Source organism: uncultured Chryseobacterium sp., from assembly GCF_913776365.1.
In the GTDB taxonomy this organism is placed as follows: domain Bacteria; phylum Bacteroidota; class Bacteroidia; order Flavobacteriales; family Weeksellaceae; genus Chryseobacterium.
On record NZ_CAJYMO010000061.1, the window covers coordinates 1 to 14,298 of the forward strand.

The window sequence follows — 14,298 nt, forward strand, 5'->3', positions numbered from 1 at the left end:
GTCGATAGCCTCGGCTCCGCTGTTTACCAGGTAAGTGATTTCCAGCGGATCCGGTGTAGCTTCGGCCAGCAGCCTGCAGAGGTCTACCGGTTTTTCCTGTGCATATTCCCCATATACCATCACGTGAAGATATTTATCCGCCTGTTCCTTGATGGCTTTTACTATTTCCGGATGAGAATGCCCCAGGGTATTGGCAGATACGCCTGCTACAAAATCCAGGTATTTCCTTCCGTCGGTGCCATAAATATAACTGCCATCCGCCCTTTCCACTTCAAATCCTGCAGCAAACCTTGTCGTCTGTGCCTGGTACATAAAAAAATCTTTTTGCATTTCGGTTTCCTTGAAATTTCAGCAAAACTAAAAAACATTCATCAGATGCGGAAATAAAACCAATAGAATAAAAAAATCGCTTGCAGTAAACCTGCAAGCGAAACCACCAAATCACAAAATATTAATATAGTTCTATTATATTTCGGTATAAATATATAAAAAAAAATTAATTCAAATCCATAATCCCTATCAAATTTTCAATAATAATGCGATTATCATAAACAATTCAATAATTAATGAAAAATAATTGAAGTATAACTATCCATATTACAATAATTTAGCATTTGGAATATATGCATGAAGGGCTGATCATTTTTTTCCATTTTTTTTCATCACATGATCCTGTACAGCGTATATGCAACCCTGTTTATAAAAAATAACTCACCAATTTCAGGGGTGAAATGGTGAGTGGAATATTTTCAGTAACTGATTGGAGCCTAAGCTACCTTCTTGTACGTTTTGGCTTTTTCGCTTCTTCTTTTGCTTTTTCTTTTTCTATGACCTCCTGAGCCTGATTGTACAGGCTGTTATCAGACTCGTATTTAACTTCCGGATAATTGGGTGTATCCACAAGGATATCCTGCCATTTCAGGATCCGGTCTTTGGTATTCCAGTTGAAATCCGCGAATTTGCGCCTTTCAGGTTCTATTTTACTCATAGGATAGGTATCCGAATTGGCCCCGATATTACAGGCTACCATATACAATGCCTTTTCCTCGAAAAGTGCATCAATGATTCCACAGGAAGTCAGGGTGATTCCGATCCTTTCTTTTTTGCCGGTCTGAGAATTGACATCATCGGAATAGGTGATGGCCTGTGCATTCCCGATAACTTTCGCTTCCCTGATGCTGTTGTCTGCCCCGTAATACACGGTCATCAGCTTTCCTTTGACCTGGTTGAATTCATCTTTCATGTCCAGTGAATCCACTTTGCTGATGGCAAAAGCATTTCCGATCACCTTCAGGGAGTCTATATTTTCCGCCTGCGTATTGAAATACGCTTCCACTTTATCCCCGGTTACCTGCTTTCCGTTGCTCCACAGGATCGGCTCCCGGTACATATGAAGCACCCCATCGGTTTCATTAAATGCAATGGAATCTGCCCTGCCCTGGGCATTGGATTTATAAAATCTTCCTTTACGGAAAGCCCTCAGGAAACTTTTCTTTACCTTTATATCGACAGAATCAGGTTTCTGGAACGAGATGATTTTTTCTGCTGCGAAGTACATAGAGTCTTTCTCCAGTGCTTTTACCGCATAAGGGTTTTTGGTCATCATGGCAGAATCTTTCTTCTCAAAAATTTCACCGTAACCGCCCTTCATCCATCTTCTTTCCAGAGGATCATCCAGCGTTACATTTCCGGTCGCCTTTCCGAAACCGGTCAGCTGATTGTAATACATTTCATCACCGGTAAGGATCTTATCATTGTAATGAACCCTTGAATTTTTGTACAGGAAAGCTTCCTTGGTATTCATATTATAATTTCCTTTCTCGGTAAAAATCCTGTTTTTAGGGTTTTTCCTGTTGGTAATAGTCGTAGGGCCGGTGATATCAACGATATTCGTATTCTGGTTCTGGACTACATTCCTGCCCTCCAGCGTATAATCCTTATCTTCAATTTTTACGTTTCCGGTAAGATCAATTGTACGTGGCGTCAGAAAGTAGGTACCGGATTTTGAGTACGTAATGCTTTTTCCGTCGTTGATGGTTCCCCCGGTATTGTAATAGGCCTGATTGGAAACCCGGTCATAGTACATGGTTTCGGTTTTGATCACCGTTCCTTTCACATCAGTAAGCACAACATTTTTTCTGGCAATTCCCCGCTGGGTATTGCCGTCATATTCCATTTCATCCGCCGTAATCACGGAGCCGTCTGAATTCTGCAGCTTTACGTTTCCTACCGCTTTAATGAAGTTCTGGGCTTCGTAGACAATCACCAGGTCTGCATTCAGCAGCGAACCCTGATGGGAGAACTGTACATTCCCTGTAAAATAATTATTCCCGTCATATTTCGTATCCTTCCTCAGCTCATCCGAGTGGATATGCTTCACCTTTTCAGCCGGCGGCGCATTTTTCTGGGGAACTGAACCCGGGGTAAAATACGGATCCTTCTGCACGGGTTTCGGTTCCACCTGCGCAAAAGTAAACGTAGAAAGTAAAATAAACAGAAAAAGAGCAAACCTTGCCCTCCAGGACCGGTTAATCATTCTTGGTGCCATAAAAATACAGCGAATGCGAATCAATTTTAACCCCGAAGGCTTCTTCGATAGCTTCTTTGATACCTTGTATTCTGGGATCACAGAATTCAATAATTTCTTCAATCTCCTTATCCGAATCTTTTTTGTAGATCACCAGGTGGTCATGCTGCTTATCAAAATAAGATTTTTCATAAGAAGATGAAGTAAGGGTTTTCTCCCCGAACTGGTGCTTTCTGATCAGCCCTGCATCCAGGAAGATCTCGATTGTATTGTAAATGGTTGCTTTGGAAACATGGTATTTTTTCTGCAGCATCAGCAGATACAGATCATCCACATTAAAGTGATGATCCATACTGTAAATCTCTTCAAGTATCGTATACCGTTCAGGCGTGTTACGGAAACCTTTTTCCAGCAGGTAGTTTCTCAGTACATCCTTGATCAGCGTAATATTTTTTTCCTTTTGTATCGTATCCATCAAAAAAATTATCTACAAATTTATTGATTTTTATTGAAATAGCTACGGTGCGGGCGTGTTAAAGAATTTAACTGTTATGCCTTTTGTATTCGCACTGTTCTATCCTGGATTTCCCGACACAATCTTCCGTCATAGGCGCTGATTCCACGACAACATTGTGGGATGTTACGCCCCAGGCCTTGAAATCATCGCTTCCTATATATTTAACAAAATTATAGATATTTAAGATAATCTTCTCTTTTACCGTAAGCAGGATATCATTGATATAGGTGTTATCTATAATGACATACTTCAGATCCGGCGGAATATTATGGGCCCGTAAAGACGGATGGCTGCTGCGGGAAGGTATGGTTCCGTCCGCCATCATATCCCTGAGCACCATATCGAAATAATCATTGATCCTCCTGTCGATCTTAAACCCGAGCATAAAGTTGATTTTATAGATCGTTCCCGGAAGTACTTCGTCTACGGCATACTTGAAGGTATATGGATCTTCCTGGTTGGTAATGGTCAGGATAAAGTAATGATCCGCCCTCTTCGGCTGTTTTTTAATGATGGAATAGATAATTTTAGATTCGATCTCATCGTTTCTTTTGGCACGGCTCAGATAAGCGAGGTTGGTGGCATATTTCGGGATGGTTTCATCAAGCTTCATGTCTTTAATGATCGGGATATAGTTTTCCAGCTTAATGAATTTGATGAATTTCGTTTTGATCGAACGCCCGTTGTACCAGGCATACATACAGATCCCGATGGAGCCTGCCAGCACCACGGTAATCCATCCGCCTTCCATGAATTTAATGACGTTTGCACTGAAGAAGCCCAGCTCAATGGCCATGTAAACCAAGGCAAATACCAGGATGAATATTTTGTTGACCCTGCGCTTCAGCAGCCAGTATACAAGCAGCACGGTAGTCATCAGCATCGTTACCGTAATGGAAAGACCATAGGCCGCTTCCATTTTTCCGGATTCCCTGAAGTGAAGCACCACAACGATGCAGAACAGCAGAAGCCCCCAGTTGATCCTCGGGATGTACATCTGCCCTTTTACCCCTGAAGGATAATCGATTTTCTGGTTGGGCCAGAGGTTAAGCGACATGGCTTCGGAGAAAATGGTGAAGGAACCCGTAATCAGGGCCTGGCTGGCGATGATGGCAGCGGCCGTTGCCATGATAACCCCGGGAATCACCATCCATTCCTCCATGATTCCGAAGAAAGGGTTTATTACGGAAAAGCCGGGCTTGTTATAATTGGTTAACAGCCAGGCTCCCTGGCCAAGGTAATTCAGAATGAGCATGATTTTCACAAAAGCCCAGCTCACCCGGATGTTCTTGGCGCCGCAGTGTCCCAGATCCGAATACAGGGCTTCTGCACCGGTGGTACAAAGGAATACGGCTCCAAGGATAACAATGGCGCTTGGCGAATTAGAAATCAGCTTGTACGCATAATAAGGATTGAAAGACCGGAGGATTTCAAAATTTTCGCTTAAGTGCGATAATCCAAGGCCTCCCAAAACCAGGAACCAGATCACCATTACCGGTCCGAAGAACTTTCCGATAAAGCTGGTGCCGAACTGCTGTACCACGAAAATCACAATTAGAATCCCAATGGTAATGGGCACTACGGGCGTATGCGGATTATAGATCTCCAACCCTTCAATTGCGGACATGACGGTAAGTGAAGGCGTAATAACCCCATCTGCAATGAGCGCCGCCGCCCCTATGATAGCGATAAGATAGAGCCAGCCTTTCTTCAGGTTTTTAACCAGCGAAAATAAAGCCAGGATTCCGCCTTCGCCTTTGTTGTCTGCCCGGAGGGCAATGATAACATATTTAATGGTGGTCTGAAGGGTGAGGGTCCAGATAATACAGGACAGTGCTCCTTCGATGTATTCGTTGAAAGGCATCGTGCTTCCGCTCTCCCTGGCATTCACAATAGCTTTCATTACGTAAAGTGGTGAAGTACCGATATCTCCGAAAACAATGCCGAGAGAAACCAAAATTCCAATGAAAGAAAGCTTTTTGATATCAAAATGATGACCGCTTTCTACCGTATCTGCCATATCAGCTAATATTTATTTAAGAGCGCAAATTTAAATCAAATTTACAATCCTATGAATTTTTATTCATGAATATAATAAATGAAAAAACTTCCTTTCGGAAGTTTTTTTCTATAATGATTCGATTATTTAACGTACATCGCCTTTTTGATTTCCTCTTTCACTTTTTCCAGTTTCGGGAACCAGTCTGCAAATAAAGCAGCGGAGTAAGGAGCCGGTGCATCAGGAGTGGTAATCCTCTTGATCGGAGCATCCAGGTAATCAAAAGCTTTCTGCTGTACCATATAGGTAATTTCAGAAGCTACGGAACCGAACGGCCATGCCTCTTCCAGCACTACCAGGCGGTTGGTTTTTTTCACGGAAGCCAGCACGGTATCGTAATCCAGCGGACGAACAGTTCTCAGGTCGATTACTTCTACCGAGATCCCTTCTTTTTCGAGATCTTCAGCTGCCTGAATCGCCAGCTTCATGATTTTCCCGAAAGAAACCAGGGTAACGTCCGTTCCTTCTCTCTTGATGTCCGCTTTCCCGATCGGCAGGTAATATTCTTCTTCAGGAATTTCCATTTTATCGCCGTACATCTGCTCGGATTCCATGAAGATTACCGGATCATTATCCTGAATTGCCGTTTTCAGCAATCCTTTCGCATCATATGGGTTGGAAGGAACCACTACTTTCAGTCCCGGAACGTTAGCGAACCAGTTTTCGAAAGCCTGGGAGTGGGTTGCTCCCAACTGGCCTGCAGAGGCTGTAGGGCCACGGAAAACGATAGGGCAGTTCCATTGACCACCGCTCATCTGACGGATCTTGGCTGCGTTGTTGATGATCTGATCGATCCCTACCAGCGAGAAATTGAAGGTCATATACTCTACAATAGGCCTGTTCCCGTTCATGGCAGCACCTACGGCAATTCCTGTAAAACCAAGTTCAGCAATAGGGGTGTCAATTATTCTTTTAGGACCGAACTCATCCAGCATTCCTTTTGAAGCTTTGTATGCACCGTTGTATTCTGCTACTTCCTCCCCCATTAAAAAAATGGATTCGTCTTTACGCATTTCTTCGCTCATTGCCTGTGCAATTACCTCACGAAAAGTATATTCTGCCATATCTCTTTGAAAAATTTAGAGTACAAAAATAGTATTTTTTTATGAGTTACATAAAAAAACGGCATTTCATTTAAGAAATGCCGTGTATTAATTTAATGGTACCCTGATTAATTCACTTTCTGCCAGGTCTGTGTTCTTCCGATCAGCGAAAACCCGAGATATCCTCTTACGCTCAGCTGGTCACCGTTTCTTTTGATGGTACACTTATAGGTCTTGCCCGATTTAGGATCCGTAATGGTCCCGTCCGTAAACTCATCCCCGTCTTTTTTCAGGCCCCGGATAATTTCCATCCCCAGGATCGGACGGTTTTTACGGTCATCCTTGCACTCCGTACAATTCGGATTTGCAGGTTTTACCAGCAGCTGGGAGATTTTCCCGAAATATTTATCCCCTTTTTTATAGATCTCCACAATAGACTTGGCCTGTTTCGTCTCATCATCTATAGTTTTCCACTTCCCTTCGATCTGGGCGAATGACATCACGCTGAACAGGGACAGGGCGAATGCGAATGCTGATTTTTTCATATTTTTTATCGTTTAATTACAAAATGACAAGAGTACGGTCTCTCTATTGTTAAAAATATAAATTAATTTTAATACCGCCAAGACATTTATTATCTAAAGCATAAGGATTGGTTCCCGGATCTGTTGATTGCCTCTGTACATCAATTCATTTTCCTGTTGATCACCCGGTCCATATAATCCTGGTACCAGGCTTTGGCTATCTGTTTCCCTTTTTCAGCATCGGGATTATTTTTCAGCTGAGCCATCAGGTTTTTCTCCAGCCCAAGGTCCGTCTTATCAAAAATTCCTACGATCTCCTTTCCGTCAAAACGGTAGATGTAGTTTCCGATGATGAACTGTTCTGCGGCTCCATCCGAATTCGCAATAACCGGCGGATATTTTTTCTCATCCACCAGACTTCTTCCCCAGCTCCTGATTTTTTTGTTGTACCCGATGAGGTCAGCCAGCGTAGGATAAATATCGATCTGCTGAGCCAGTTCATCGTCTATGCCTTTCAGCCGGTAGGCCGGATTCGGGGAATAAAAGATCAGGGGTACGGCAAACCGGTTCATGATTTTCTCATATTCCGGATAATAGACTTCATTGGTATGGTCTCCTGTAAATACGAAGATCGTGTTGTGGAACCATGGCTGTTTCTTTGCCGTCTCAAAATATTTCCTGATGGCATAGTCGGTATACTGGATCGGTTCATGCATCTGGTTCTTCCCTTTTTTAAATTTGCCGTTGTACTTTTCAGGGATCTTAAAAGGATGGTGGGAAGAAGCCGTGAATACCGTTGCCATGAACGGCTGTTTTTTCCCCACATTCTTAGCAAAATACTGAAGGAAAGGCTCGTCCCAGATCGCCCAGGTACCGTCGAAATCGCTGTCGTTGTTGTATTCTGTTTTTCCGTAATAGTGTCTGAATCCTAAAATATTGCCGAAACCCAGGAAGCCCATGGAACCGTTGGGTGCCCCATGATAGAAAGACGTATCGTATCCCATTTCGTTGCAGACCGAAACAATCGACTGGATTTTCTGGTTGGAATACGGCGAGCTGGTAAACGCATCCGTAAGACTTGGAATTCCTGCCAGTACGGAACTCATCCCATGGATGGACTGCCTGCCGTTCGCAAAGGTATTGGGGAAGATCAGGCTTTCATTGGCCAGGCTGTCGATAAACGGTGTATAGGAAACATAGTCCTTTATATTTTTCGTTCTGTTGAAAGCACCTGAATATTCCCGGCTGAAGGATTCCACAATAAAAATCACGATATTGGGTTTATCCGTTACCGTTCTGCTGTAGGTTTTATACGGATGGATATTCTCTTCAATGAATTTTTCATCCACGAAATGGACCTCTCTGAAATTATTGGTATTCAGCGTCCTGAAAAATGAAAAGGTGCTGTTCAGTACCATATTTCCCTGGGCCGGAAGCTTTACGAAGCGGTTGGCATCCACCAGGTTGATCGGTCTTGTGCTGTGTTTGAAGTCACCGCGGATCCCTCCGACTGCCAGTACCGTCGTCACACAGATCAGCACCAGGGACCAGATAAAATAAGGAACCAGCCTCACAGGCTTCTGTTCTGCAATCTTTATTTTTTTGTACAGGAAGACCCACAATACCATTGATGCAATAAAACAGAGCAGAACGAAAGGATTCTGAGCCACCGAAAGCATGAAGATCCTGAATATATTATCTTCGTGCTGCGCGACCTGCAGGGCTGCAGAAGTGAGCCGCATCTGGGAAAATTTAAAATACACCATATCCCCGAAATTCATGGCGTAAGCAATCCCGTTGGTGATAAAATACAGCCAGAAAAGAAACTTCTGGTATCCTTTACGCGTATTGATGATCACCGGAATAATGCTCAGGAGGATAAAAAGCGCATTCACATAGAGGATGGCGGTTGTATCGAAAGCAATTCCATGAAAAGCAAGACTGAAATAATCCTCTACCGAATCGATCCGGATCAGTCCCCGGTTAAAGAACCAGAACAGGAACCTGGCCATCTGGTAAGAAAAATAGGCTAAAAAAATCCGGTAGATCAGCACCGCGATTTCCCGGGTCCTCAATTCTTTGAACAGTTTCATGGCGCAAATTTACATGAAAAAATGTAACGATGGAACGATGGAACAATGGAACAATGGAACAATGCAATGAGGGAATAATAATGATGCATGGATTTACTATGGGAAAAAAGCAATAAACACATATTTCGGAAGTACCGGTAAAAACAGCCTGTACCGGGATAACATATCTGCTCCCTTCCGTATTGTATGATTACCCCGTCATACCGTCACATATTTACCAACTGATACATGGTTTCCCTGTATCAACTACACCGGCAAACAGCAATGGGTATATTGATGTAATCTTACATGGATGCATTGTTAAATTGTTAAACTGTTAAATTGCTACATCGCTACATCATTACATTCATACATTGGTATACCTGTAAATTAATTTATTGTTTTAATTTTGCAGTTATGAGTTTTATCAAAAATAATCTGGCCAATGCCATTACGCTGGGCAACCTGCTTTCCGGGTGTATCGGAGCAATCCATCTGATTACGGGTGATTATCAGGTAACGGCGGTCTGCCTTATTTTCTCGCTGGTTCTCGATTTTTTCGACGGCTTTGTGGCCAGGGCGCTGAAAGCCAACTCGAATCTGGGAACACAGCTGGATTCGCTGGCAGATATGGTAAGCTTCGGGCTGGTTCCGGGACTGACGATGTTTAAGATGCTTGAGCCTTTCGGCAACCACCTGTCCGGGATGGCTCTTCCTTTCGAGATCAAATATTCCGGACTGCTGATTACGCTTTTTTCCTGTTTACGTCTGGCGATCTTTAATCTGGACGAAGAACAAAGGTATTATTTCAAGGGATTGAATACGCCATCCAATACGATTCTTATTTTCGGGATATACTATGCTTTCCGTGAAAACGGGAACTTCGGCTTCCTGACGGAGAATGGGATACTGTTGGTTGTCCTTACCGTTCTGTCGGCCTGGCTTCTGATCAGTCCGGTTAAAATGATTGCCATGAAATTCAAGTCGATGAAGCTGAAGGACAATTACCCCAAAGTGGCGTTGCTGGCGGGTGCCGTTATCATCCTGTTGGCCTGCAAAACGGCCGGGATCCCGATGGTGATTCTCTATTATATGCTGATATCGCTGCTGTTTCAGAAACAGCTTACTTCATAGCGCTTCAGGACATTCCGGAGCGAAACCCATTTTCAAATTAACCCTATTATCAAATTTTCAAATAAAAAATGAACTTAAAGTTATATAAGCCGCTGTGTATTTTTGACCTGGAAACTACCGGAACCAATATCGGCCGGGACCGGATTGTGGAAATCTGTATCCTGAAGGTCAACCCGGATGCTTCCCGGGAAAGCAAAACCTGGAAAGTAAATCCTGAAGTGCCGATTCCCAGGGAATGCAGTGAAATCCACGGCATCTATGATGAAGATGTAAAGGAAGCGCCGGTTTTCAGGGAAATTGCCCCGAAGATCATGGAAATGATTTCCGGTTCTGACCTGGGAGGCTTCAACTCGAACCGTTTCGATGTTCCGTTGCTGGCAGAGGAACTTTTAAGAGTCGGTATCGATTTTGATCTGAGTAAATTCAAGCTGGTGGATGCCCAGACGATCTTTCATAAAAAGGAACCGAGGAACCTGAGTGCCGCCTATCAGTTCTACTGCGGGAAAACGCTGGAGAACGCACATTCTGCAGAAGCCGATGTGATGGCTACCTTTGAGGTACTGGATGCACAGATCGGAAAATACGATGACATCCCGAAGGAAATTGCAGCACTGAGTGAATTTACCTTTCACAACAAAAACGCGGACCTTGCCGGAATGATCGGGTATAACGATAAAAATGAAGAAATCTTCAACTTCGGGAAGTATAAAGGCCAGAGCGTAAAAGCAGTCTTCAAAAAAGACCTCGGCTATTACGGATGGCTGCAGAATGCTGATTTCCCTTTGTATACGAAGAAAGTCTTTACGAAGATCCAGCTGTCCAGCAAATTTTAACGATTTAAAATCATGAGCGAACTTGTCAAATTCAGATTCTACGAAACAGCGCTTCAGGCCAACCGGGACAAACAGATCCTGGCGGAAAGCGGTATCAACAGCTTTATCGCGAATGAGCAGCTGATCCAGTCGGACTGGCTGCTTTCCCAGGCGGTAGGCGGCATCCAGCTGCAGGTTTTTGAGGAAGACCTGCAAAAGGCAGAACAGGCCCTTCTGGATTACAAGGAAAACGAAGAGTTTCCGCTGGAAGTGGAACATACAATTGAAAATTCCGCTTTTGATTTTGTCTGTCCCAAGTGCGGTTCCAACCATATTTACCGGGACGACAGCGCGACCAGCTTTTTCGGGATCTCCATCCTGACGAGCCATAAATTCGTATGCTATTACTGCGGGAATGAGTTTACGCATTAAACTGCAGATCACCAGGATGAACAAGGTAAGAAAAGCAGGAAGATACCTGCTGATCCTCATTGCAGTTTATCTGCTGTACTCTGCCGGCAGATATATACTGGTGTGGAAAAGCGTGAGTGTTGATCCTTCCCTGAGTGCAAAACAGATTTTCAGGGATTTTGACCATCAGAAGCAGGAATACATCGATGGCGGGGAAAGCGGGGACATAAAGACCAATAATTTCAGGGTAAAAACGGACAGTCTGTCGACAGAATCCTACCGCTGTGATATCGAAGACCATCCTTTGTCTTTATGGATACGTTTATCTACGGGCGATGAAAGCAGCTATGGATATCTTATTAAAATAACCAACGGCCGGTATACCCTTTCTTCTTATCACCATACCGATGCCCCGCGAATGTTTGATTTCTTCTCTACAGAATATGACAGGATCCTCAGCAGCAGGCTTATCCTCAATCAGGCTTCCTATCAGAAAGGCGACCGTATTTCCGGATATGTGGAAGTGAAAGAACAGAAAGGATACGGCGCTGAAAAGTATTTCAAAGAAGGAAAAGGGTATTTCAAAGGCATCGTGAGATAGGAAAGATGGGGATCCTCCTGTTTCAAAGTCTTTTGCCGGGTGCGGTATGGTCTGAAACCACTGAAGATGAAAATACAGCCGGTAAAGCATTACACCCATATCCGAATCACCGGCGGGTGCCCCAGCCCTGATAGCAGCGGTTACCCCACAGCAGGCGCAGGGAAAGCCGGGCGCGAGGAGTATGAGCGGATAGCAGGAAAAAGCTCCTGAAAAAATCAGACACCGGTCACGGACTGAGATCCCGGATCTTCCTCACCGGACCGGTATCAGAATGAACTTAAAAATAATAAAAATATGAAAATCATCTGCATCGGAAGAAACTACAGCGAACATGCCAGGGAACTGGGCAATGAGATCCCGGAAAGACCGGTGATTTTTATGAAGCCCGATACGGCAGTGCTGAAAGGAAATGATTTTTACATTCCCGAATTTTCAGACGACGTGCACTACGAACTTGAAGTGGTGGTAAAAATTTCAAAAGGCGGAAAGTACATCCGAAAGGAAACGGCGGCCAAACATTATGAAGAGATCGGCCTCGGCATCGATTTTACGGCCCGGGATCTGCAGAGCGACCTGAAATCAAAAGGGCTGCCCTGGGAACTGGCCAAAGGGTTTGACGGCTCTGCCGTAGTGGGAAGCTTCTTTAAGAAAGAGGATTTCAACCTCGCTTCCTTATCTTTCTCACTGCTGAAAAACAAGGAAAAGGTACAGGACGGAAATACCCGCGACATGATGTTCAGTATTGATGATATCATCGCATTTGTTTCGCAGTATTTTACCCTGAGGGTAGGTGACCTGATCTTCACCGGAACTCCCGAAGGTGTAGGAAAAGTACAGGAAAATGATATCCTGGAGGCCTATCTTGAGGAGCGGAAAGTTCTCGACATCCGGGTTTTATAGAAAAACGTGCGGTTTTCCGGCATAATTTCCCTATCTTTAAGAGACAAAACGAAAGGTTATGATCAATATTGTAGTACCCGTGGATTTTGGGGATAAAACAGAGCTGCTTGTACAGGGAGCGGTAAAATTTGCCGGACAGGTGAACGGGAAAATTTTCCTGATTCATGTAGCGCCATCGGATATCGGTTTTGCCATCGGTGATATGGGGTTCCAGTATTTCCCGGAGGTGGAAGAGAATGAAATCCGGGAAGAGCTTGTCCAGCTGAACAGGATCCAGCAGTCCATCCTTGCCCAAGGTGTGGAATGTGAGCACCTGCTGAAACAGGGGCTGGCCAAGGACATCATCCTGGAATATGCAAAGGACAAGCAGGCAGACTATATTGTCATGGGCTCCCACGGAAGGAGCGGGATCTATGATGTATTTGTGGGAAGCCTGACCAAAGGAATTACCAAAGATTCGGAAATCCCGGTACTCGTACTGCCGATCCATGAGCAGTAAGCAGATACAAGGGTGATCTGAACATAAAAGTAAAAAAGCCGGCAAGATAAATATCTGACCGGCTTTTTACTATATAACCAATTAATTAACCTTCTTTTTTGTAGATCGTAGGATCGTAATACGGGTGTTTCCCTTCTGTAGGAGAATAATACTCTTTGTCTTTATCACCACCCAGGGTTACGACCAATACATAACACCAGTAGGTAAACATTACACAGCAAACGATAAACAGGATCCAGTTCAGCACATTACCGAAAGTGTCAAAGAAACCGAAAGTCCATTTGAAAACTTTGCTTAAGAATAGAAAGAAAGACGTCATTATTTTCCTTTTTTAAATTAACTTTGTACAAATTTATAAAAAATGTTTAGATTACTTTCAAAAGAAAGCAATATTTTTTCAATCCCGGTTTATATTGGTTTTCTTCTGCTGATCGTAATAACTTTTAACTTTTTGAATTTCAACACTTACGAGGGGATTATTGCAGGGATTACTTTTTTGGGAATTGCTTTGGGGTATTTCTGTTTCCACAGCATTGCGCTGAATTACCAGACCCATCTGCCGTTGTTCCTCTACACTTTTTTTGTCTTCGGGCTGTACCCCGGAAAGCTGGACATGGGACTTGCCGTTGCCCTCCTTACCAATTCCTTTCTGCTCCTGTTGCTGACCAGTACCAATGAAGACATCCGGAAGAAATCCTATGTGCTGGTAGGTTCCATCGTGGCCCTGAATTTTATTTTTCTTCCCACGACCTGGCCGATGGCTGTTTTCGTGATCATCCACGTTATCGCCACTTCCGAGAGGATCACGCTGAACCTCTTCAGGTTCCTTCTGGGAATGGTACTGATTGTCCTGAGTTATTTTTCGGTGATGTTTTTTATAGGTTTTACTTCCTGGAATTCAGATTATTTCCCGTTCGGCAGAATCAGGGTCATTACGGATTACCAGGAACTGCTGCCGATGATCCCGGTAGCCCTGATGCTGATCTATGCCGTATATGACCATTTCAGGAACTACAATAAAAAGAGCCCGGTAAGCCGGTATAAATATACTTTTCTGCTGGTGTTTTCATTTGCCCAGCTGATTACGATTATCCTGTACATGAATACAGCGTACGAATACCTGCTGCTGCTTGCATTTCCGTCCACCATTATTATCAGCAGGATGCTCAGGTTCCTGCCGAAATACTGGATGCAGGAAG

General features: G+C 43.8%; 15 protein-coding genes. 7 read left to right on the plus strand and 8 right to left on the minus strand.

What is annotated here, in order from left to right:
* From QZ735_RS03090 to QZ735_RS03120, 7 genes are all read right to left on the minus strand, one after another.
* Nucleotides 1-330: aminotransferase class III-fold pyridoxal phosphate-dependent enzyme (locus QZ735_RS03090; protein ID WP_294244036.1), on the minus strand; the 330-nt coding region annotated here is incomplete at its 3' end.
* A 442-nt stretch (nt 331-772) separates the two neighbouring features.
* Nucleotides 773-2,548, minus strand: a complete 1,776-nt coding sequence (locus QZ735_RS03095) for an OstA-like protein (RefSeq protein WP_294244037.1) — start codon at nt 2,546-2,548, stop codon at nt 773-775.
* Complete coding sequence (locus QZ735_RS03100) at nt 2,529-3,002, minus strand: Fur family transcriptional regulator (protein ID WP_056217878.1); 474 nt, start codon at nt 3,000-3,002, stop codon at nt 2,529-2,531. Before QZ735_RS03100 ends, QZ735_RS03095 begins: the two co-directional genes overlap by 20 nt.
* 67 nt (nt 3,003-3,069) lie before the next feature.
* On the minus strand, nt 3,070-5,064 hold the full coding sequence (locus tag QZ735_RS03105; RefSeq protein WP_294244044.1) for a KUP/HAK/KT family potassium transporter: 1,995 nt from the start codon (nt 5,062-5,064) through the stop codon (nt 3,070-3,072).
* 122 nt (nt 5,065-5,186) lie between these two features.
* On the minus strand, nt 5,187-6,167 hold the full coding sequence (locus QZ735_RS03110) for a pyruvate dehydrogenase complex E1 component subunit beta (protein ID WP_294244046.1): 981 nt from the start codon (nt 6,165-6,167) through the stop codon (nt 5,187-5,189).
* 107 nt (nt 6,168-6,274) lie between these two features.
* Nucleotides 6,275-6,691, minus strand: a complete 417-nt coding sequence (locus tag QZ735_RS03115) for a DUF2147 domain-containing protein (RefSeq protein ID WP_294244048.1) — start codon at nt 6,689-6,691, stop codon at nt 6,275-6,277.
* 140 nt (nt 6,692-6,831) lie between these two features.
* Nucleotides 6,832-8,763: an LTA synthase family protein gene (locus QZ735_RS03120; RefSeq protein ID WP_294244050.1), complete on the minus strand. Its 1,932-nt coding sequence runs from the start codon at nt 8,761-8,763 to the stop codon at nt 6,832-6,834.
* A 396-nt stretch (nt 8,764-9,159) separates the two neighbouring features.
* Here QZ735_RS03120 and QZ735_RS03125 point away from each other — a divergent pair, with 396 nt between their 5' ends.
* The 6 genes from QZ735_RS03125 (at nt 9,160) to QZ735_RS03150 (ending at nt 13,099) form a co-directional block, all read left to right on the plus strand.
* On the plus strand, nt 9,160-9,876 hold the full coding sequence (locus QZ735_RS03125) for a CDP-alcohol phosphatidyltransferase family protein (protein ID WP_294244052.1): 717 nt from the start codon (nt 9,160-9,162) through the stop codon (nt 9,874-9,876).
* 68 nt (nt 9,877-9,944) lie between these two features.
* Nucleotides 9,945-10,709 carry a 3'-5' exonuclease gene (locus QZ735_RS03130; RefSeq protein ID WP_294244054.1) on the plus strand — a complete coding sequence of 255 codons (765 nt, stop codon included), beginning with the start codon at nt 9,945-9,947 and terminating at the stop codon, nt 10,707-10,709.
* A gap of 12 nt (nt 10,710-10,721) precedes the next feature.
* Nucleotides 10,722-11,120, plus strand: a complete 399-nt coding sequence (locus QZ735_RS03135) for a hypothetical protein (RefSeq protein ID WP_294244056.1) — start codon at nt 10,722-10,724, stop codon at nt 11,118-11,120.
* Nucleotides 11,104-11,700, plus strand: coding sequence for a hypothetical protein (locus QZ735_RS03140; protein WP_294244058.1), 597 nt, complete (start codon nt 11,104-11,106; stop codon nt 11,698-11,700). The genes QZ735_RS03135 and QZ735_RS03140 overlap by 17 nt, the downstream gene beginning before the upstream one ends.
* A gap of 294 nt (nt 11,701-11,994) precedes the next feature.
* Nucleotides 11,995-12,600, plus strand: a complete 606-nt coding sequence (locus QZ735_RS03145) for a fumarylacetoacetate hydrolase family protein (protein WP_294244061.1) — start codon at nt 11,995-11,997, stop codon at nt 12,598-12,600.
* 58 nt (nt 12,601-12,658) lie between these two features.
* Nucleotides 12,659-13,099, plus strand: coding sequence for a universal stress protein (locus QZ735_RS03150; RefSeq protein WP_294244064.1), 441 nt, complete (start codon nt 12,659-12,661; stop codon nt 13,097-13,099).
* An 85-nt stretch (nt 13,100-13,184) separates the two neighbouring features.
* Here the strand turns inward: QZ735_RS03150 and QZ735_RS03155 are convergent, their stop codons facing one another.
* The gene (locus QZ735_RS03155) at nt 13,185-13,418 is read right to left on the minus strand and encodes a hypothetical protein (RefSeq protein ID WP_294244067.1); all 234 of its coding nucleotides are present in this window, start codon (nt 13,416-13,418) and stop codon (nt 13,185-13,187) included.
* A gap of 42 nt (nt 13,419-13,460) precedes the next feature.
* On the opposite strand from QZ735_RS03155, the gene QZ735_RS03160 reads away from it, so the two are divergent.
* Nucleotides 13,461-14,298: DUF6427 family protein (locus QZ735_RS03160; protein ID WP_294244070.1), on the plus strand; the 838-nt coding region annotated here is incomplete at its 3' end.